Origin of the sequence: Musicola keenii (assembly GCF_014855505.1) — a bacterium.
GTDB lineage: Bacteria > Pseudomonadota > Gammaproteobacteria > Enterobacterales > Enterobacteriaceae > Musicola > Musicola paradisiaca.
On record NZ_JAAWVW010000003.1, the window covers coordinates 1 to 22,675 of the forward strand.

Annotated in this window: 11 protein-coding genes and 2 pseudogenes; 7 read left to right on the forward strand and 6 right to left on the reverse strand. The window is 56.1% G+C overall.

What is annotated here, in order from left to right:
- Positions 1–357 (forward strand): annotated as a pseudogene (locus HEP82_RS03760) (ribonuclease D); the annotation flags it as partial.
- A 44-nt stretch (positions 358–401) separates the two neighbouring features.
- Here the strand turns inward: HEP82_RS03760 and minE are convergent.
- The 3 genes from minE to minC are packed head-to-tail and all read right to left on the reverse strand — an operon-like array spanning position 402 to position 2,195.
- Entirely contained in the window at positions 402–686 is a 285-nt protein-coding gene (minE, locus tag HEP82_RS03765; RefSeq protein WP_192456867.1) for a cell division topological specificity factor MinE, read from the reverse strand.
- A gap of 3 nt (positions 687–689) precedes the next feature.
- Positions 690–1,502 (reverse strand): septum site-determining protein MinD, encoded by an 813-nt coding sequence (gene minD / locus HEP82_RS03770; protein ID WP_015853706.1) that lies wholly within the window; start codon positions 1,500–1,502, stop codon positions 690–692.
- Between the two features lie 21 nt (positions 1,503–1,523).
- Entirely contained in the window at positions 1,524–2,195 is a 672-nt protein-coding gene (gene minC / locus HEP82_RS03775) for a septum site-determining protein MinC (protein WP_192456868.1), read from the reverse strand.
- 136 nt (positions 2,196–2,331) lie between these two features.
- Here minC and HEP82_RS03780 point away from each other — a divergent pair, with 136 nt between their 5' ends.
- The 6 genes from HEP82_RS03780 (at position 2,332) to HEP82_RS03805 (ending at position 19,772) form a co-directional block, all read left to right on the forward strand.
- Positions 2,332–2,625: a YcgL domain-containing protein gene (locus HEP82_RS03780; protein ID WP_192456869.1), complete on the forward strand. Its 294-nt coding sequence runs from the start codon at positions 2,332–2,334 to the stop codon at positions 2,623–2,625.
- A gap of 414 nt (positions 2,626–3,039) precedes the next feature.
- Complete coding sequence (locus HEP82_RS03785; RefSeq protein ID WP_015853703.1) at positions 3,040–3,696, forward strand: fumarylacetoacetate hydrolase family protein; 657 nt, start codon at positions 3,040–3,042, stop codon at positions 3,694–3,696.
- Positions 3,697–3,820: 124 nt separating this feature from the next.
- On the forward strand, positions 3,821–4,267 hold the full coding sequence (locus HEP82_RS03790; RefSeq protein WP_192456870.1) for a YcgN family cysteine cluster protein: 447 nt from the start codon (positions 3,821–3,823) through the stop codon (positions 4,265–4,267).
- Positions 4,268–4,718: 451 nt separating this feature from the next.
- The gene (locus tag HEP82_RS03795; protein WP_192457093.1) at positions 4,719–6,368 is read left to right on the forward strand and encodes a ShlB/FhaC/HecB family hemolysin secretion/activation protein; all 1,650 of its coding nucleotides are present in this window, start codon (positions 4,719–4,721) and stop codon (positions 6,366–6,368) included.
- Between the two features lie 286 nt (positions 6,369–6,654).
- Positions 6,655–19,386 (forward strand): hemagglutinin repeat-containing protein, encoded by a 12,732-nt coding sequence (locus tag HEP82_RS03800; RefSeq protein ID WP_192456871.1) that lies wholly within the window; start codon positions 6,655–6,657, stop codon positions 19,384–19,386.
- 5 nt (positions 19,387–19,391) lie between these two features.
- Positions 19,392–19,772: a CDI toxin immunity protein gene (locus tag HEP82_RS03805; RefSeq protein WP_192456872.1), complete on the forward strand. Its 381-nt coding sequence runs from the start codon at positions 19,392–19,394 to the stop codon at positions 19,770–19,772.
- Positions 19,773–19,814: 42 nt separating this feature from the next.
- On the opposite strand, the pseudogene HEP82_RS20085 reads toward HEP82_RS03805, so the two are convergent.
- The 3 genes and pseudogenes from HEP82_RS20085 to nhaB form a co-directional block, all read right to left on the reverse strand.
- Positions 19,815–19,943: pseudogene (locus tag HEP82_RS20085) on the reverse strand (SymE family type I addiction module toxin); the annotation flags it as partial.
- 401 nt (positions 19,944–20,344) lie between these two features.
- Entirely contained in the window at positions 20,345–20,875 is a 531-nt protein-coding gene (gene dsbB / locus HEP82_RS03815; protein WP_192456873.1) for a disulfide bond formation protein DsbB, read from the reverse strand.
- A 197-nt stretch (positions 20,876–21,072) separates the two neighbouring features.
- The gene (gene nhaB, locus HEP82_RS03820) at positions 21,073–22,647 is read right to left on the reverse strand and encodes a sodium/proton antiporter NhaB (protein WP_407938273.1); all 1,575 of its coding nucleotides are present in this window, start codon (positions 22,645–22,647) and stop codon (positions 21,073–21,075) included.
- Positions 22,648–22,675 lie beyond the last annotated feature (28 nt).

A 22,675-nucleotide genomic window follows, 5' to 3' on the forward strand; every position in this document is an offset into this window, starting at 1 on the left:
GAACTGGGGGCGTTGGGGTTAAGCGGCCCGGAAATCCGCTATCACGGTAAGACGTTGCTGGATCTGGTGGCGGAAACTCAGACGATGGAGGCAGCGGAATATCCGGAACCTGTCATCAACCTGATCGATTATCCGGGATACAAAAAAGCGTTTCGCGAGATTAAAGATCTGGTACAGCAACAGGCTGAACATTCAGGGTTGTCCGCTGAACTGTTGGCGTCGCGCCGTCAGATTAACCGGTTGTTGAGTTGGCACTGGAAACTCGCGCCGCAAACCCATGTACCGGAACTGCTTTCCGGCTGGCGAGGACGCCTGTTCGGTGAGCCGCTGAAAGGGATTTTGGCTGATTATATCTAGCGGCCGCGCAGAGGCCTCCCCGATGCCGGGGAGGCGACGCGCGTCTATTTTGACGGTGACGACGGATGCGTTTCTTCCGTTTCCGGCAGAGTAACATTCAGTTCCAGCACTGAAATGTCGTCGCCTTTCTGTTCCAAATGAACGTTCACCATTTCCGGATCGATCTGCACGTATTTACAGATGACTGCCAGAATGTCCCGTTTTAACTGCGGCAGGTAATGGGGTTCGCTGTCCCCGCGACGTCGCTCCGCGACAATGATTTGTAGCCGTTCCTTGGCGATATTGGCTGTCGTTTTTTTACGGGATAGAAAGAAATCGAGCAATGCCATGATTTACCCCCCGAAAAGTCGTTTAAGGAAACTCTTCTTCTCTTCCTCGATAAAGCGGAAAGGCCGCTCTTCGCCCAATAGACGATCCACGGTATCGGCGTAGGCTTTGCCGGCATCCGCTTCCTTGTCCAGAATCACCGGCTCGCCCTGGTTGGATGCGCGCAGTACCGACTGATCTTCAGGAATAACGCCGAGCAACGGCACCCGCAGGATTTCCAGTACGTCTTCCATACTGAGCATATCCCCCCGGCTGACGCGCCCCGGGTTGTAGCGGGTCAGCAGCAGATGCTCCTTAATGGGCTCTTCACCTTGTTCGGCGCGGCGGGATTTTGAGGACAGTATCCCCAGAATGCGATCGGAATCGCGCACGGAAGAGACTTCCGGGTTGGTGGTGATGACGGCTTCGTCGGCGAAGTACAGTGCCATCAGCGCGCCGGTTTCGATACCTGCCGGCGAGTCGCAGATGATGAATTCGAAATCCATCCCATGCAGGCCGTTAAGCACCTTTTCTACGCCTTCGCGGGTCAGAGCATCTTTATCTCTGGTTTGGGAGGCGGGCAGGATGTAAAGGTTTTCGGTACGCTTATCCTTGATCAACGCCTGATTCAGCGTGGCATCTTCCTGAATGACGTTGACGAAATCGTAAACGACCCGCCGTTCGCATCCCATGATCAAATCCAGATTACGTAGGCCGATATCGAAGTCGATAACAACCGTCTTTTTGCCTTTTTGGGCTAAACCGGTAGCAATGGCCGCGCTTGAAGTGGTCTTGCCAACGCCCCCTTTACCTGAAGTAACAACAATGATGCGTGCCATAAATGATTCCTTGTCCAGGGCCTAGTCTAGAGGTTGTATATTTAATTCGAGATCCGGTTGGCTGAGGCTTAGCCGCGCCGCTTTCCCGAAATAGGTTTCCGGTATCTGATCGCTCAGCCAATAACGGCCTGCAATGGAAACCAGCTCTGCGCTCAGATGGGTGCAAAAAACCTGGCTGCCGGTATCGCCGGATACGCCAGCCAGTGCGCGGCCACGCATCATGCCATAAATATGAATATTGCCGTCGGCGATGATCTCTGCGCCGGCGCTGACCTGGCTCAAAACGATAAGATCGCTGTCGCGGGCATAAATCTGCTGCCCGGAGCGGACGGGGGTTTTAACGACACGAGTTTTTATCGGGGCCGGCGGCGGCGTGATCCGACGTTCCTTGCCTTCTCGTAGTAATGGAAGCCCCGCTTGCGCAATGGCTTGTCTGAGTTGCTCGTCATTGCACCCGCTGATACCTACCACCCGTAATCCGGTAGCGGCGATGGCGCGTTGAAGCTGCACCCAGTCGGCACCCGCCGTCAGCGACGACACATTGATGACAACCGGCGCATTCTTGAGAAATGCGGGAGCCTGTTCGATTTTCTCCTGCAACGCCTGTTGAATGGCATCAGGTTGTGCGTCATGCAGGTGAATCACGGATAAGGTAAAGCTGCTGCCTTTCAACTCAATTGGCGTTTGTGACATCTGTCCTGACTCGGTTTCAGCATCTTTAAATCCCCAGAGTAACATTTAAGACATGATATTCCAGAGCGCTGCAAGCATGTTATAGTCACACGAAAATACAGGCAAGACACCATTCCCCTCAATCAGAGTAAAAAAGATGTATTGTGTGATCTACAGAAGTTCGAAACGCGATCAAACATATCTTTATGTAGAAAAAAAAGACGATTTCTCGCGTGTGCCGGAAGAACTAATGAAAAGTTTCGGTACCCCTAAACTGGTGATGCTGTTGCCATTGAACGGCAGTAAGAAACTGGTGGCAGCTGACAGAGAGAAAGTTAAGCAACATATTGAAGAAAAAGGTTTTTACCTGCAGGTTCCGCCACCGCCGGAAAACTTGCTGGATAAAATGCGTGAGAGTGTAAAAAATAATACTCGTATTATTTCTGATTAATATCGAAATGGCGTGATGTATTTATGCTGTTTTTAAATACAGGTATGAGTCGGAAATGGCTTAAATATCGACAGTAAGTTTTCCATATACTGATTTATATACAGTTATATTGCTTATCGGTATTAAATAAAGGGAGGCGTTGACGCTTCCTTTTTTATTTGTGTCGGGTAGATACATTATTTACGCTGACGAATTATATGGGTTATTGCGTACTCATTGCGGAGCCTGAATAGTATCCGACGTGACCATTCGCGAGAGCGGGGCTAGCGTTATCACTCTCTCTTTTTGGACGCACCGCGGAGATTGGGTGCTCTGACCTTGCATGTTTGGTTTTAACCCTCCAATATCGCGGATAGGGTTTCGCCGCAAAAGGCGAGCATGTGATAAAGCCTAGGACAGATCAGGAGAGGGTTCATGTATCAACACAGAGACTGGCAGGGTGCATTACTGGATTTCCCCGCCAACAAAGTGGTCTGCGTCGGCAGCAATTACTCCGAACATATCCGCGAGATGGGAAGTGCGACGCCGGTGGAACCCGTCGTGTTTATCAAACCGGAAACGGCGCTGTGCGATTTGCGCCAGCCAGTGGCTATTCCGAAAGGGTTTGGCGACGTCCATCATGAAGTTGAGCTGGCTGTATTGATTGGTACTCCCCTGAAACAAGCCAGCGAGGATCGCGTGGCGCGTGCCATTGCCGGTTATGGGGTGGCGCTGGATCTGACTCTGCGTGATTTGCAGGCTGGGTTCAAAAAAGCCGGGCAACCGTGGGAGAAGGCGAAAGGGTTTGATGGCTCTTGCCCCGTATCCGGATTTATCCCGGTGGCGGAGTTCGGCGATCCGCAGCAGACGGATCTGGGTGTTAGCGTAAACGGCGAGATCAGACAGCAGGGCAATACGCGGGATATGATCACGCCGATCCTGCCGTTGATTGCCTATATGAGCCGTTTCTTTACGCTTCGCGCCGGCGACATTATTTTGACCGGAACCCCGCAAGGCGTCGGGCCGTTGCAATCCGGCGATATGCTGACGGTGTCCCTGGGGGACAAAACCCTGAATACCCGGGTGATCTAACCCCGGATATCATATCTATCCGGGGAGCGAGCAGGTGTCGTTGCCCGGTGTTGAATGATTTTTCTTGCCTATCCCCTCGGGATGCCGTTATACAGAGCGCCCTGTTTATCACTGGAATTTCGCAATGAACCAAACCCCTTTCTGGCAGAGTAAAACGCTGGAAGACATGACTGATGACGAGTGGGAAGCATTATGCGACGGCTGCGGCCGGTGCTGTTTGCATAAATTGATCGATGAAGACACGGACGAACTCTATTTCACCAACGTTGCCTGCAACCAGCTCAACATCAAAAGCTGTCAGTGTCGGAATTATGCCCGTCGCTTCGAATTCGAGCCGGATTGCATCAAGCTGACGCGCGATAACCTACTGTCGTTCGACTGGTTGCCGGAAACCTGCGCTTATCGGTTGGTTCATGAAGGAAAAGGGCTGCAACCTTGGCACCCGTTGATCGCTGGCGACAAAGCCGCGATGCACCAACAGAGAATATCCGTTCGTCATATCGCAGTCAGGGAAAGTGACGTTGTGGACTGGCAGGATCATATCCTGAATAAGCCTGACTGGGCGCGATAGTTATGCCTATTTGAAACCACTCATCGAGGTTCACTTATTTGCACATAGGGCAATCCGGATAATGGGTTGCCCTTTCTTCGTCCGGTGTTGAATAAACCCGCGCCACAATCTGTGGTGGTGGCTTTGCCATCATTGCACCGCCGCTGCTATGCGACGCTTCGTTGCGTATTCCACCCACATGGAAAAGTGTTGTTTTTGTAAGGAGGGTTGTCGGTAAATTTACGTTCCATTCCAGTCTGATTATTACGATCTCATGCCATTGGTATTGATTTAAAAAATTAATATTAACTATTTTTGATATATCGATATTTATATTGGTATTTTTTGCTTAACTCTGAATGTTTCTATTTGTAATTATCTGTATTGTTTTTGAAAAGACTAAGTATTATTATTTCCAAAAAAATGAGTCATGGATGGTTTGTTCATGTTTTTGCACCGCCAATGGATGGCTATGCTGTCTGGTTTCTTGCTATTTACACACGCCCCAATGCTATTTTCTGCGCCGTTGACGCCTGCTGATCGCAATGTCTTGCAACAACAGCAATCAGAAGTGATTGAACAGTCACGTCAGCAGCGGGAAGCATTACAGCAACTTAATGATATTGTTCAGTCGCCTCTGCCGTCGGCAAGTGAAGAGGGCGGCCCGTGTTTTTCCCTGCATCGTATCGAGTTCCACAACGGTACGCTGTTGTCGGCGGCGGATCAGGCTGCACTGAGCCAGCATTATCTGAACCGCTGCAACAATCTCGCCCAACTCAATCAACTGGTGCATGACGTCAGCAATTGGTACATCCAGCGTGGATATATCACCAGTCGCGCATTTCTCAGTGAACAGGATCTGTCCGGCGGCGTACTGCAACTGGAGATACTGGAAGGCCGGTTGGAAGCCATCACCATCAATCACGAGCCGGTTCGCATGACCGGCATGGCTTTTCCTGCACGCGCAGGGGATATTCTAAATCTGCGGGATATCGAGCAAGGGATGGATCAGATCAACCGTATGCCAACGCAGCAGGTGACGATCGACATAGTACCGGGCAGCCAGCCGGGATATTCAGTCGTCAACTTGACACAAGCGCCGCATCTGCCGTTTACCCTCGACGTGGGGTTTGACAACAGTGGGCAGAGTAGTACCGGCGAGCATCAACTGAGCGGTGGTCTGACGCTTGATAACCCTCTGGGGCTAGCCGATCAATGGTTCATCAACACCGGTCACGATAGTCGATTCGCCACCAGTCAGCATTCAACCAGCCTGCAATCTGGCGTCTCGGTGCCTTACGGATACTGGACGCTGGGATACGTTTACTCAGAAAGCCGTTACCGTAATGTATTCATTAATCGCGATTATCCTTGGCATTCAACCGGAGATACCGCTACCCATCGCTTTTCCTTGTCCCGCGTAGTGTTTCGTAACGGCACGATGAAAACGGCCGTGAACGGCAGTCTGTCGCGACGTATCGGCAGTAACTTCCTGAACGGAACGCGCTTGCCGTCAAGCAGCAGAACGGTAAGCAGCCTGACGTTAGGCATCAACCATAGCCAGAAAGTGGCTGGTGGTTTGGCCACGTTCAATCCCGCCTATAGCCGCGGCTTGCGCTGGTTAGGCGCCGAAACCGACACCGACAAAACGGATGACGATCCTCGTTCTGAATTCAACAAATGGGTGTTGTCGGCCAGTTATTACTATCCGCTTAGCGAGCAGGTGACATGGTTGAGTAGCCTGTACGGCCAGTATGCGGCGACGCGGTTATACGGTAGCGAACAGCTGACGTTGGGCGGAGAGTCTTCGGTTCGAGGGTTCAGAGAGCAATATACGGCAGGCAATCGGGGCGGTTTCTGGCGTAACGAGTTGAACTGGCAAGTGTGGCAGGCGCCAGTGCTGGGGAACATCACATTACAGGCGGCAGTAGATGGCGGGCAGCTGTACAACCACAAAAAAGACAATGACAGCGCCGCCTCATTGTGGGGTAGCGCGCTAGGCATCACGGTGGCAAACCGTTGGGCAAGCCAGCAGGTCAGCGTTGGCTGGCCGTTGTCCTACCCGGATTGGCTAAAGCCTGATCCGGTAGTGGTGTCTTACCGGGTCGGATTGTCCTTCTGATTTTTTGTCCCCGGTTGCCGATGCACGCCCGCGTGTGTTGGTTGTCGGGGCGTGTCATCGCGACATCTGCGATGTGGGAATGCGACGTTGTTGAGTTTGATGTCGGTGGGGAAACTGTCAAGGGCGGCTAACCCACAGGCGCTGAGGATTCACCGAGAGGCATGGCGGCGTCGGGTTTCTTCATCATCACAGCAAGGCCGGAGCAGGTTCTGGCCGATCGCGTTTGATAAAAATAAGTACCGGTGAAGCTTGTCTTGCCAATGAGAGACAAGTCAGGAGTTCAGGGATGAAAACAGTAACCCCCCTTCAACGCAGGCTGAGCTATGTGCTGGTATGGCTGATCGGGCTGCAGCCGATGATGCCGACGTTGGCGGCGGTCAACGTAGCATCGGGCAACACCAAGGTAGAAGCGGCGGGCAATGGGGTGCCGGTAGTCAATATCGTGACGCCGAACGGAGCTGGGGTGTCGCATAACCTGTACCACAACTTCGATGTCGGCTCGTCCGGGCTCATCCTGAATAATGCCACCGGGCAGCTAAACGCCACGCAACTGGGCGGGCTTATCCAGAATAACCCGAATCTCCAGGGGACGTCTGCCTCCGTCATTATCAATGAAGTCGTTTCTCCCAATCGCAGCCAGCTCAACGGTTATCTCGAAGTCGCCGGGCCAGGGGCACATGTCATGGTGGCCAACCCTTACGGTATTACCTGCGATGGCTGCGGGTTCATCAATACGCCGCGGGTGACGCTCAGCACCGGTCGGCCCGTGCTTGATGCACAAGGGCAATGGCAAGGGTTGGATGTCCGTAGGGGCGATATCCTGATCACCGGGCAAGGGTTGGATGCCAGCAACAGCGACTACTTCAGCCTGATTGCACGCACAGCCAATCTACAGGCTGGACTGAATGCCAAAGATGCACGGCTGGTACTGGGCGCCAACCAGGTAGACAGCGCGGGGAATGCGACGGCACAGTCCGGCGACGGCGCAGCGCCGTCACTGGCGTTGGATACCGGAGCCCTGGGCGGTATGTACGCCAATCGCATCCATTTGATCTCAACCGAACAGGGTGTGGGCGTCAACACGGCAGGACTCAGCGCGCGTAGCGGCGATATTCAATTGACGGCGGATGGGCGCCTGTCATTGGGCAACACGGTGGCGAGCGGGACGATACAAGCCAACGGGCGTGAAGTGGCACTGTCCGGGAAGCAACAAGCCGGCGGAACACTGACGGTGAACGGCACGCAGGGGGTTCAGCTACAGGGCAGCACGGTACGCGCTGGGCAGACGGTATCACTGTCTTCATCAGGGAAAATTACGCTGGCCGACAGCCAGATTGGCGCCGGCGTAGACGACGATGGCACTGTCCGCTCAGGGTATCAAAGCCGTATTGAGGGTGACGGTGTCACATTTTCACGATCGACACTATCGGCCGATACGTTGTCTTTACAGGCAACGCAAGGCATTTCACAGGACATTGACAGCCGTTTTCTGGCCGGTAGTCGGTTGGTACTGAATAGCGCCGACGCCGTGCTGGAGGGTGATGCCAGCGCGCAGGATGTTCATATCACCAGTACCCGTTGGCTGAGCGGCATCGGCCGTTGGCAGGCGGAAAAAGATCTATCGCTGGGCATCGCGCAGGGCGATTGGGCGGGCAAACTGCTGGCCGGTGGAACGTTATCTGTTGACGGGGACGCACTCGTTCAACGGGGAATGCTGGCGGCCAGCAAGATTGGGCTGAATCTGGGGGCGCTGGATAATCAGGGCGAAATCTCCGCAGAGCAAGGTTTGTCGTTTAATGGCGAGCGGTTAGCAAACACGGGACGAATGTTAACCCATACGGCGCTGAACCTGCAGGCAACCAGCCTGAATAACGTCGGCACCTTGAGTGCCGACCACACCCTGACGCTAATGTTGCGTCAGGGTGTGGTCAATCAGGGATCGCTATTGGCCAGCCAGGACGTGGTGCTTGATGCGGGGAGCGTGGATAACGCAGGCACGATGAGCGGTAGTCGGCTGTCGATGAATTCGGGGAATCTGAGCAACAGCGGCACGCTACAAGGCCAGGAGGCAGCGACGCTGACCGTGAGCGGAGCGTTCAACCAGTCCGCGACGGGGAGTGTCGTATCGGGAGGACGGCTGGGGGTGCAAAGCGGCAGTCAGCAAACCGCGGGGCGGTTGCAGGCTAATGCGCTGACGTTGCGTACCGGAAACTGGCTCAATACGGGCGATGTCAGCCTGAACGGTGACGGCACGATATCGCTGAATTCGCTGGACAATGCGGGCACGCTGTTGAGTGCAGGAACCTGGGACATCCAGAGCGTCGGGTTCAACAACAGCGGCACGTTGCAGGGCAACCGAGTGTGGGTGGCGGCGACCGATATCCTAAACAGCGGCCGTGGTCAGAGCGTGGGCGCGATGCAGTTGAATGCGCTCGGTACCTTAACCAACCGTGGCGACTGGCTGAGCGGTGAGCAATTTACCGTTGCTGCGCCCCAGTTGGTCAATCTCGGTAGTCTGCAGGCACCGTTGCTAAGTCTATCCGGCCAGCAACTGACGAATGCGGGGCAACTCACCGGCATCGATCAATTCACCCTCTCGCTGTCAGGCGGGTTAACCAATCAAGGCACCCTGAGTGGCAATGACCTGGCTGTAAGCGCCGCCAACGCCGACAACACGGGCACGATACTGGGAAGCAATCATTTAGGATTGACGATCGATCATGCATTGGCCAACACCGGGAGCATTCGCGGCAACCTGCTGTCGTTCGCTGTCGCTGATGTCGACAACCGCGCCGCAGGTACGCTGCTGGGTGAGACGGTGTACGGGAGCGGCCGTTTGCTGAGTAACCACGGCGGCATCACCGGCACCGGGTCGCTGACGCTGCAACTGAGCGAGGCGCTGGATAACGGCGGCACCCTGGAAGGGCAGCAACTGGCGGTGACGGCGGCCACGCTGGACAACCGCGGCAAAGTGCTGGGGGTGGACGCGCTGACGCTGGCGGTCGCGGGCCGCGCGCGCAATCAGGGGCAGTGGCTGAGTAAAGGTGAAACCCGGTTGACGGCGGGGACGCTGGAAAACACCGGCACCTGGCAGGGCGACCGGGTAACGGGCGAGGCGCAGGCCATCGACAACGCCGGGCAAGTCCTCGGGTTGTCGGCGCTGACGCTGACCAGCGGCGGCCGGCTGGACAACCAGCAGCCGGGGCAGTTGCTGACGGCGGGGGCGGCGGTATTGCAGGCGGCGACGGTGAACAATCAGGGGGCGTGGCAGACGGGCAGCCTGACGCTGCGGGCCACGGCCCTGAACAACGGCGGGCAGATACAGAGCGACAACGACCTGACCGTCACGCTGGCAGACGGCGGTCATATCGACAATAGCGGCACGCTGGCGGCGGGGGGCGACCTGCGGCTGACGGCGACGCAGCTGAGCAATCCGGGGGCGCTGTCGGCGGCGGGCCAGGCGCAGCTGGCGATCGGGCAGATTAACAACGCGGGTCGGGTGGCGAGTGACGGGGCGCTGACGCTGTGGGGGAATTATCAGGGGGCGGGGCTGCTGTACAGCAACGACGTGCTGACGTTGCAGGGAGACCGCCTTTCGAATGACGACGGCGGTCGCTGGCAGGCGGCGACGCTGTCGCTGAGCGGCGAACGGCTGGAGAACCAGGGCACGCTGCTGGGGGATGCGCTGACATGGCGCGGGGTCGAACTGGTGAACGGCGGCGTCATCACCGGGCGGCAGCGGCTGGGGGTCACGCTGGACGGCGCGCTGAGCAATCAGGGCACGCTGGGCGGCGGCGCGGTATCGGTAGATGCCGCGCAACTGAGTAACCACGGCGGCATCACCGGCACCGGGTCGCTGACGCTGCAACTGAGCGGGGCGCTGGATAACGGCGGCACCCTGGAAGGGCAGCAACTGGCGGTGACGGCGGCCACGCTGGACAACCGCGGCAAAGTGCTGGGGGTGGACGCGCTGACGCTGGCGGTCGCGGGCCGCGCGCGCAATCAGGGGCAGTGGCTGAGTAAAGGTGAAACCCGGTTGACGGCGGGGACGCTGGAAAACACCGGCACCTGGCAGGGCGACCGGGTAACGGGTGAAGCGCAGGCCATCGACAACGCCGGGCAAGTCCTCGGGTTGTCGGCGCTGACGCTGACCAGCGGCGGCCGGCTGGACAACCAGCAGCCGGGGCAGTTGCTGACGGCCGGGGCGGCGGTATTGCAGGCGGCGACGGTGAACAATCAGGGGGCGTGGCAGACGGGCAGCCTGACGCTGCGGGCCACGGCCCTGAACAACGGCGGGCAGATACAGAGCGACAACGACCTGAACCTGATTCTGCCCACATCGGCAGCACCCATCATGGCGAGTCTGGTGCGGGTCATGTCGCTATCCAGTCCGTTAACCACGGCGGCTTATGGCACATTCAGCAATATCGGCACGGTGATCGCCGGTGGCCGTGGGCAGATAACGGCGCGTGAGCTGAACAATCAGGGGACGCTCGGCAGCAGCGGTGATCTGAGCTTGTCGGGGCAGCAAATCGACAACAGCGGCAACCTGTTGACCAATGGCTTGATGACGTTGGTTGCGGAGATCCTGGGCAATACTGGGCGCTGGCAAGGCCAAACGCTGTCCGTGGCGGGCAATTCACTGAATAACCAGGGCACGGTTGTCGCCGATAGCGGTGCGCAGTTGCAGCTCTCCGGTGACGTGGTGAGCGGTGGTGACAGCCAATGGTTGAGCAACGGGTTATGGCAGGTACGGGCGGGAGCGATCGACCATCAGGGCGTTTGGCAGGGTAAATCCCTCGCTGTCACCGCCAATTCGTTAACCAATAACGGCTCGCTGCTGGGCGTGGATAGCGCCACGCTGTCGCTGGCGCAGCGCTATGACGGAGGAACCGGCAGCCGGTTGCTGAGCAACGGGGCAATCACGCTAAACGCGGATGCCATCAGCCAGTCCGGGGAATTGGGCGCCGACCAACTGACGTTAACCACAGGGGCGCTGGATAACGCCGGACGTATCACCGGCCTGTCGCAACTGGCGGTATCCAGCCGTAGCGTGATCACCAATCGCGGCGACGCACAGCTGCTGGGTAATGGCATCGCGACACTCAGTGCGGCGAAGCTGGACAATCAGGGCACTATCCAGAGCGATAACCTGACGTTGCAATCCGACATTTTCACCAACGGGGGCCGTGTTCAGGGCACGTCGGCGCTGGAGCTGAACGACATGTCGCGTTATATCGGCACGCTAAACAGCCTGCTGGTGAGCGGCGGCGCCGTGACCGCGCATGTGGCGGACGTGAATAACGCCGGTACTTGGCAGGCTAACCGGCTTGATGTCACCGGCAATACGCTGGTGAATACCGGGCTGTTGGCCGGAGTGAGTGGGCTTACGTTGTCGGTTGACGGGATAGATAACCGTGGCCAGCTGTATTCGCAAGGGGCCGCCACGCTGACGGGGCGTCAGTTCGACAACAGCGGCACACTGACTGCGCTGAACGGGCTTAATGGGCGGTTCACGGACAACGTGCTCAACCGTGCGACGGGGCAACTGCTGAGCAACGGCCTTGGCGAGATCGTGACCGGCGCCATGACTAATCAAGGGTTGTGGCAGTCGCAGATGCTGCAACTGACCAGCGGCGGGCTGGTGAATTCGGGGCGCATGCTGGGGATCGCCCAGGCCGACTTGCAATTAAATGGCGACTACCAGGGCGACGTTAATGGCCAGTTGGTCAGCGGCGGCGCCTTAACGGTGAATGCGCAGCAAATCGTTAACCCAGGATTATTGCAAGGGCAGTCCGTCACGCTGCGTGCCGTGGAGCTCAACAATCAAGGCCGGCTAAACGGCACTGGCGCGTTGAGCGCGGTGCTGGATAGCACATTGAGTAATCTTGCCAGCGGGCAGATCGGCGGCGGAAACGTTACGCTGCAAGCCACGCAGGTGACTAACCAGGGCAGTATCGTCGCCGAGAGTCTTGGGCTTGGTGGTACAGACGTCCGCAATCAGGCGCTGTTGCAAGGGCGTGACAATGTCACTATTAATGTGGAGGGGACGCTCAGCAATCAGGCGGGAGGCCAAATTCTCTCGAGCGGGGACACGCGCCTGACGGCCGATCGCGTGGAGAACGGCGGCTGGGTACAAGGGCAGACGCTGGCATTGAACACCGCGCAGTTGGATAACGGCGGAACGCTGCGGGCGCAGGGCAATCTGACGCTGCGGCTGCCGGATTGGACCAATCAAGGCATGGTGCAGGCGGGCGAACTGGATATCGGCGTAAACGGGACGCTGACCAACCAGGGTACGCTGTTGGGGCTGACGCGCCTGGCGCTGACCGCAAACCGCCTGGTTAATGCATCCGGTGCGCGGTTGTACAGCGCCGGCGATCTGCAACTGGGCACCGGGCAACTGGAGCAAAACGGTCAGTTGGTGGCGTTGGGCAACCTGCGGGCCGACTTGTGGAACCCGACCACCTTTACCAGCACGTTGGCGGCGGGCGGGCAATTGACACTGAACGTCAATGGCGATCTGGTGCAGGCCGGCCGCCTGCAGGGCAACGGCGTAACGGTGAGCAGCACCGGCGCACTGACGCAGCAAGGAACGATTGTCGCCGGCGGCGGCGACAGTACGTTGAGCGCCGGCGGCGATCTGTATCAGGCGGAGAGCGGCAACGTGCAGACGGGCGGTAGCCTGAATCTGCTGGCGAACGGCGCACTGAGCAACCGGGGTTTTATCGGTACCGCGTCGGACTTGCTGTTGCGCGCTGGCGGGCTGATCGATAACACCAGCCTGTTGTATAGCGGCGGCGATATGCGCCTGTTCTCCGATGCGCTGGCCAACCGTTTCGGCAATATTCTGGCGGGCGGCAGCCTGTGGGTGCAGCGCGACGACGCCGGCAACGCCAGTAGCAGCTTGTTGAACAGCTCGGGCACCATCGAGACCCAACGCGGCGACATCACCGTACGCACCGGCACCCTGACCAATCAGCGCGAAGGCTTAACCGTTACCGAAAGCGGCAGCACGACGGCGGATATGCCGTCATGGGCTGGGGGGACAAAAGCGGAAATACCGATAAATTATTTTGACTCAAAAGATTACGACATATTATTTAAGGAGGATGATATTGGTAGTGGTAGTGATACTGGCTGCGGATGTTGGACGGTTAAAATATATTATTATTTGCTAGGTAGAAGTATCACGGATGCCAATATTCATGTGCCTCTTTCCCAAAGTAATATCGGGGTAGAGGCTAGAGGTGGCAGTGCGCAAATTAATTCGGGACGAAATATCCTATTCAGTGCCTCGTCATTGAATAATCAGGCTTCTTTTATTTATGCGAATAACGATATTAATCTCTCAGGGAATTCGCTGAATAATGCGTCATATCAGGCGGGAAGCAGAAAGCAATACCTTGTTTATAAGTTTGATAATAGAGAAGATATCCCTTCTGCTTACAGTCTTGAACGATTATCTTCCTATTTGCCTTTTACTCTGGCAGGCGACCCCATTACCGAATTCACCCCCGGCCAAAGCTATAACGCCACTATTCAAGCGGGCGGTTCGATTAACGCTAATTTCTCGCAAAATATCAGCAATACCAATTTACAGCCGGGCAGCGGCGGTTTTATTCCGGCGATAGCGACGCCGACATTGACCGGCGTCGCGGCGCTCTCCGGCGTGGATGCACAGGAGAGCCGTGGATTGGGTAGCGGCATCAGTGCACAAGAGAGTCAAGGGGTTAGTCTGACCGATGTATCAACAGTGGGGATGGCTAGTGCGGCGGCGAATAGTAGCCTGAATGCCCTGTCGGTGAACGGATCCGATGTGGTTACGCCCAGCGCGGGAACCATACAAGCCCAGAGCGTAGGGTTGTCGGGTAATGGCGCTCAGCCGTCAGACATTGAGGCGCCGACGATCGGGGTGTCGACCACACCGTTGACGGCGTCGGGCAGCAATCTGGCGCTGAATGCCGTCGCGACAAGCGCAGACACCGCGCCGACGATCGGGGTGTCGACCACGCCGTTGACGGCGTCGGGCAGCAATCTGGCGCTGAATGCCGTCGCGACAAGCGCAGACACCGCGCCGACGATCGGGGTGTCGACCACACCGTTGACGGGATCGGGCAGCAACCTGGCGCTAAATGCCGTCGCGACAAGCGCAGACACCGCGCCGACGATCGGGGTGTCGACCACGCCGTTGACGGCATCGGGCAGCAATCTGGCGCTCAGCGCTACTGCTGGGGCGGATGGGCATGTGGCCGCGCCGTTGATGGGGGCGTCGTTGACGGCATTGACTCAATCCATCAGCCGGGAACTGCAACAACTGGGAACGCAGACCACCACCGACTATCCGCTACCGACCAGCAGTAACGGGTTGTTTGTGGTTGATACCGGTGGACGTTATCTGATACGCAGCAATCCGAAATTGTCCGGGTTGGGGCAGGTAGACAATAGCCTGTTTAACGATCTGCGTAGCCTGCTGGATACGCAGCCGACCACGCAGGCGCAGACAGAAACCAGCAGCCTGCTGACGGACGCCTCGCAGATCCTCGGCTCTTCCTATCTGCTCGATAAACTCAATCTGGATGCCGATCACGATTACCGTTTCTTGGGGGATGCTGAGTTCGATACCCGCTATATCAGCAATGCGGTGCTGAGCCAGACCGGCCAGCGTTATCTGAATGGCACCGGTTCTGATCTAACGCAGATGCAAACCTTGATGGACAACGCTGCCGCCGCGCAGCAAAACCTGAACCTGCAACTGGGCGTCAGCCTCACTGCGGAACAAGTCGCGGGGCTGACCCAAAGCATCGTGTGGTGGGAGAACATCACCGTCGACGGCCAGACCGTACTGGCGCCGAAACTGTATCTGGCGCAGGCGGATCGCAGCAACCTACAGGGCAGCCGCATTGTGGCCAACAACGTCAGCCTTAATGCCGGCGGGTCGATCGTCAACAGCGGCAGCACCATCCAGGCGACGAATACGCTCAGCGCGTCCAGCGGCGATGAAATCGTCAATAACGAAGGCGGGGTGCTGAAATCGGACGGCAGCCTCAATCTGGTCGCGCTCAATAATCTGACCAACAGCAGTGCGACCATTCAGGGCAATACTGTCACACTGGCGAGCCTGCAGGGCGATATTCTCAATACCACCACGTTGAATACCTGGCAAACAGCCGCGCAGGCGGGGCAAGGCAGCGGTTCACTGGTTCGTACCGATCTTGGGCTGACCGGCAGCATCCTTGCCGATGGCGCGCTGACGCTGCAGGCCGGGCGCGATATCGTCCTATCGGGTAGCTCGCTGAGTGCGGGCAGTGCGCTGTCGCTGACGGCGGGTAACGACATCCGGCTGGAGGCATTGCAGACGACGACGGATACGGTGGATCAGCGTAACGGCGCGACGACGGAGCAGCGCAGCCAAGGGCTGGTTCAGAGTACCTTGGCCAGCGCGGGCGACCTGAGCCTGAGTGCCGGGCGTGATCTGACCAGTACGGCGGCGCAACTGAGCGCCACGGGCACGATGGCGCTGGCGGCAGGACGTGATCTCAATCTGTTGTCGACGACAGAGGAGCAGTTCAGTTCGAATGCGTGGACGCGGCATCTGGACTGGCAGCAAACCATCAACCAGCAAGGCACGACGCTGAGTGCGGGCGAGGGGGTGAGCCTGAGCGCGGGCCAGGATCTGACGTTGCAGGCGGCGCAGGTGGAAACCAGCGGTGCCCTGACGGCGTGGGCCGGTAATGATCTCAACCTGCTGTCGGCCACTGAAAGCCAGCACGATTTCTTTGAAGAAACAACGGTGAAGAAGGGTTTCCTGTCGAAGACCACAACCCATACATTGCGAGAAACGCAACAGACCACGGAACAGGGCTCGCTGTTGTCGGCGGGCAGCGTGACGCTGGCAGCGGGGCACGATATTAACGTGCAGGGGTCGTCGGTGGCGGCGGATGGGGATGTCTCGCTGGAAGCGAAGAACAACATCAACACCGCGGCGAGCGTGGAGACGTATCGGCAATATGAGGAAATCAGTCGCAAGAAGAGCGGGGTGTTCAGCGGCGGGGGTATTGGCTTCACGATAGGCAGTACGTCGCTGCGCCAGACGCTGGATGCGGCCGGCACGACGCAAAGCCAGAGTGTCAGTACGCTGGGGAGTACCGGCGGCTCGGTGCGGCTCAGCGCCGGGCAGGATGTTAACCTCGCGGGTACGGATGTGATAGCGGCACGGGATGTTCAGATTGAAGGCAGTAACGTCAGCATTGATCCCGGTTATGACACGCGCCAGCAGGTTCAGCGGATGGAGCAAAAATCGGCCGGGCTGACGGTTGCGTTGTCCGGTGTCGTAGGTTCTGCGGTGAACAGCGCGGTACAAGCCGCGCAAGCGGTGCGCAGTGAAAGTGACAGCCGGTTGCAGGCACTGCAAGGCATGAAAGCGGCATTGTCCGGTTATCAGGCTTATCAGGGCACGCAGATAGCGAGCAATGACAAAGGCGCGTTGTCATTTGTCGGTATCAGCGTGTCGCTGGGGGCACAGCGGGCCAGCAGCAGCCAAAGCAGCGAACAATCGCAGAGTTTTGCCTCCACGCTGAACGCCGGCCACGATATCAGCGTAGTCGCCCGGTCGGGGGATATCACCGCGGTTGGCAGCCAATTGAAGGCGGCGAACAATGTAGAATTGAATGCGTCCCGAGCGATCAATCTGTTGTCGGCACGTAATACCGAGTCCATAACCGGCAGCAACAGCAGCAGTGGCGGGAATATCGGTGTCAGTGTCGGTCTGAGTAATAGCGGCGCCGGATTCAGCGTTTTGGCCAATATGAATGCGGCCAACGGACGTGAACTGGGCAGCGGCAATAGCTGGTCGGAAACCACTGTGGATGCCGGGCAGCAGGTCTCGCTGAAGAGTGGCGGCGATACCCGCCTGATTGGCGCACAGGTCAGCGGTGAACAGATAACGGCCAATGTCGGCGGCGATCTGTTGCTGCAAAGCCAGCAGGATAACAACCGCTATGATTCGACGCAGACCAGCGTGTCGTCGGGCGGTAGCCTGACCTTTGGGACGATGACCGGCAGCGGCTACCTGAGTGCGAGCCAGGACAAGCTGCACAGCCGTTTCGACAGCGTGCAGCAGCAGACGGGGCTGTTTGCGGGCCAGGGCGGTTATGACGTGACGGTGGGGAACCACACCCAGCTGGATGGCGCGGTGATAGGGTCGACGGCGAGCGCGGATAAAAACCGGCTGGAGACGGGGACGCTGGGGTGGAGCAATATCGGCAATCAGGCGGCGTTCTCGGTGTCGCACAGCGGTGTCGGGTTGAGCCTGAGTCCGTCACTCAGCCTGTTGGATACGTTGAAAACGGCGGCGCTGAGCGGCCCGTCGGCGCTGATGTCGCTGGGCCGCGGAGAGAATGCCGACAGCACCACTTACGCGGCGGTGAGCGAGGGCGAGCTGGTTATCCGTCATCAGGCGGGCCAGCAGCAGGATGTAAGAGAGCTGAGCCGGGATGTGGCGCACGCGAACAATGCATTGAGCGCGATATTCGACAAGGAGCAAGAGCAGAAACGGCTGCAGACGGCGCAGATGCTGGGCGAGCTGGGCGGGCAGGTCATGGAGACGCTGCGCACGGCGGGTGAAATCCGAGCGACGCAGGCGGCGGAAGGCGTGGTGGATAAGCCGGATGACGCGACGCTGAAGACGCAGGATGAGAAGGAAAAGGCGTGGGAGAGTTACCGTAAGGCGCTGACGGAGACGCCGGAGTACAAAGCGGTGATGGCGTCTTACGGCACCGGCAGTGACCTGCAACGGGCGGCGCAGGCAGCGACATCGGTGTTACAGGCGCTGGCGGGAGGCGGGAACCTGCAACAGGCGCTGGCCGGGGCGTCGGCGCCGTATCTGGCGCAACTGGTGAAAAGCGTCACGATGCCGGTGGACGAGAAGAAAACCACGGCCTCGGACATCGCGGCGAATGCGATGGGGCATGCGTTACTGGGTGCGGTGGTGGCGCAGTTGTCGGGCAAGGATGCAGTGGCAGGGGCTGTGGGTGCGTCCGGAGGCGAACTGGCGGCACGGGCGCTGATGGAGGCGCTATACCCGGGACGCACGGTGAACGAGCTGACGGAGTCGGAGAAACAGTCGCTGAGCGCGCTGTCGACGGTGGCGGCGGGGCTGGCAGCGGGGATAGTCTCGGGTAACACTACCGATGCCGCCGGCGGGGCACAGGCCGGTAATAATGCGGTGGAGAATAACTACCTCAATTCGAAAAACGTTCTGGATATGAATAAAGAACTTGAGGAAGCAGATAAAACGGGCGCTGACAAACTTGCGATTTATGAAAAATATGCAGAAATCAGCAAGAAGAACCGAGAAGGAGCTGTTGCTGAAAGTTGTTCTGGTAATCCGTTATGTGCTTATGGCGCTTTGTCCGAGGCTGATGCGGGTTCAGATATTGCGAACAGTCTGAACAGGCTACCAATATTCTCTGGACTGAGCAGTGATGATCGGGCGCAGCTTGATCGCTTTGTTTTAGCAGAAAATGAAGACAGCGCCAGAGCAATTTATCAGGCGATGCCGGATTATGTGAAGGTTGCGCTAAACGCGAAAGAAGCAGTCGATGCGCTGGGAGTTGGTGCAGCGGTTGGAGGCAAAGCATTATCGGCTCTTGGTGTTGTTGGTAAAGCTAAGTCTGGCACACAACCGGAAAATCGAATTGAGCAAACGCTGAAGCCTGAAAAAAATTGGGAAAGTGCTCGGAATAAGGCATTGGATATAGTTGGTAATTTAGGTGCAGATTCTAAACCTGTTATTGGGAGGTTAGAGGTAAGTGCTGGGAATGGAAAGGTTATTGGTCGGCAATCTGGCGATGGTAAGGTAGGCTGGCGTGTCGATTATGATCCGGAAAAAGGTACTCACATCAATACATGGGATTATTCTCAAGGTAAAGGTCCGGGGAAAGCAATCAAGCAGGTCATACCATTTGAGGGTAATGAAAAGTCTTTTGAAACGATATTGAAACAGCTAAACAGGTAAAGTAGATGACTTTATTTGAAGAGTGTAAAGAAGCACTTAGTGCTGATTTTAGTGTGGTTGATGGTCAAGCCTTGAAGGATGCTATGGATATTTTAAACAAATATCCATTTTCAAAAGGGGGTATTGCTTGGTCAGAAATAAAATCTTCAGATTATGAAAATATTGATGATCTGTTGATTAAGAGCACTATGAAAACCGATGATGTATTCGTTTTTGCAGATGATGCTAGTATTCCTGTATTTAAGACGAAATTAAAATTGATTGCTGAAAATATTTATGACGTTACAGCCTTGTCGCCAAAATTATTCATTTTTAATGATGAAATGATATTACAACCTTTGTTCCCAACTGAAATGATCCGCTTGGGTGTAAAGACTCAGTTATAGAAATGATCCCGGCCTCTGAGCCGGGATCGTCGTTTTTACCGGTCAGATCCTGAGTTCCGCCTCAATCACCAGCCGCCCGCGCTCGACGGTGACGATAACCGGCTGGCCGGTGTTAAAGCCGAGGTCTTCCAACCATCGGCCCTTCAGCGTGAGTTGCGGCGGCGATTGCCTGAAAGAGCTTCAACCCCCGGACAGGAAATGTTTTGTCATTACCGTCATGCCGACGGTATGACAAAACCACCCGGTCAGGGCGATGCCCCGACACCCCTCGGTTAAAACAAAAAAAACGGCGCGGGCCGGGGGGGGTGTTGGTTACTCGGCGAACTTAAGGCCGCCGGGGTAATTCCTGATCCAGTTGGCGGCGGCGTCCGGGTCAAAGGGCTCGATGCTGAGGCACGACTATTGGATGTGAGTTGCAGCAGTGGGTTGCCTTTCATGTTGTTGGGAATTTGTTCGAGGGTGTAAGAAGGAACCTCAGAGAGAGGAAGAAAAAATGTGTGCATGTTGTTGGAATAATGGAAATATTGTGCCGTTATGGCAACCGGGCCAGATTCGGCCCGGATAAACGATCATTAGCGGCTGAACAGGTCGCGACGTTTGGGGCGAAAAGGTTGAGCGAACAGAACCAGTAAGCCCATCAGCAGGTAGACGCCAAAGATCACGATCATCCATTGTGGCATTTCCAGGTTAAGGAAATTCCACTGACGTTCTGAACAATCACCGGTGGCGGTAAAAATAGCGGGGATCCATTTATCCAGCGGCAACCAGGATGGGAAGCTGATAAAGAAATCGCAGGTAACAAACGGAGAAGGATGCAATTGGATGTTGGTATGTTTTATTGCCAGATCCAGCCCTTCGTAAGCGCTGTAGAGCCATAATGCGATAGCAGGATAACGCAGAATAGTACCTGGTGCGATTGCGCCGACAACCCCCGCGGCCATGATGCCCAGGATAGCTGTACGCTGGTAGATGCATAACACGCAAGGTTTGAGCAACATGCCGTATTGAAAGTAGAGCGCAACCAACTCAAAAGCCAACGCGGTGAAAGCCAGTAGGAGCCAGGCGCCCCGTCCACGAGAGCAACGGTTCAAATATCGCAACATAAAATAAGTCCCTGCTAAAAATGATAGTATGGGCGGTAATTACCGTCGTCACCGCCCTCATTTATTCTCTCTTCAGTGCACTCCGCTACCTGAGAGAGGTTGCTGTGCCAACAAAATATCTGTGTTTTTAACGCTTTCTGTGCGTAAACGCCAGAGGGTGGACCAATTTCGCCCTTACTATACACGAATTGTAACGATTAATGCCCGGCAGCGTGTGTCATCTCCGGTAATTGCAACCACTGTATGGATTGTAAATATTCAGTCGATGGTACCAGCGTCAGTTCGATGCAGAGTAGCCCCACGAGTGTCATGACCAGGGTATAAGGTAAAGCCATCCAGACCATCCGTCCGTATGAGAGACGAATTAGGGGGGCAACGGCCGATGTCAGCAGAAACAGAAATGCCGCTTGCCCATTAGGGGTGGCGACTGATGGGAGATTGGTTCCGGTGTTGATGGCCACGGCCAACAGTTCATACTGTTGCAAACTGATGTTGCCGGATACATAAGCATTGCGCGCTTCATTAATGTAGACGGAACCGACGAAAACGTTATCCGAAATAGAAGATAGCAGCCCGGTAAACAAATAGAACATTCCCAGTTGCGAGTGTTCAGATGCTTGTAATACAAACTCAATGATGGGAGTAAACAGGTGTTGATCAATGATCACGGCGACTACGGTAAAAAAGACGGTCAATAAGGCAGTAAACGGCAGCGCTTCCTGAAAAGATTTACCGAGAGCATGCTCATCAGTAATGCCGCAGAATGATGTCGTAAGAATGATGACCGATAATCCGATCAGCCCGACTTCCGCCAGATGGAACGCCAACGCAATGATAAGCCATAAGCCGACTATAGCCTGAACGACCAGTTTGGCTCTCTCCTGCCGGCTGCGTTTGACCGTCACAGAATGGTCATACTCTTCCAGAACGTTGCGCACCGCTGCTGGCAGAGTGATACCGTAACCGAACCACTTATAGCGCTCGACAATAATGCAAATAATCATTCCAGATATCAGAACCGGTACGGTAACGGCGCTCATGCGAAGGAAAAAATTGATGAAATCCCAGCCAGCACTTTTGGCGATGATCAGATTTTGAGGCTCGCCAACCATGGTCATCACCCCTCCCAATGCAGTACCGACGCCCGCATGCATTAGCAGACTACGTAGGAATCCGCGGAATTGTTCCAGTGCTTTACGATGTTCCTCGCTTCGCATTGCGCTATCGTCACTGATATCGACATGTTCGCCTTGTGCCGAGGCATAACGGTGATAGATTTCATAAAATCCGACGGCAACGCTGATAATTACAGCGATTACTGTCAAGGCATCAAGAAATGCTGAAAGAAATGCAGCGGCGAGACAAAAAGCCAAAGATAATCTGACTTTTGAGTGGATATTCAGGAGTAGGCGGGTAAAGGCGAACAGTAAGAGCTGTTTCATGAAATAAATGCCTGCCACCATGAATACCAGTAATAATAACACTTCAATATTATTTGTGATTTCACGCCATACTTGATCTGGGGCGGTCATGCCAGAGAAAATAGCCTCCAGGGCGAGTAATCCACCTGGTTGCAGGGGGTAGCATTTCAGTGCCATGCCAAGAGTAAATATGAACTCAATGACGAGTAGCCAGCCTGCCAAAAGTGGGCTTACGAATAGAAAAATCAAAGGGTTGATAATCAGGAACGAGAGTATGGCGAGCTTGTACCAGTCGGGTGCATTGCCAAGGAAATTTTTGAGGATAATACGGTGAGCAGGTAGGTCCAACATCGTAGTGTTTTTTCCCTTATCGTTAATA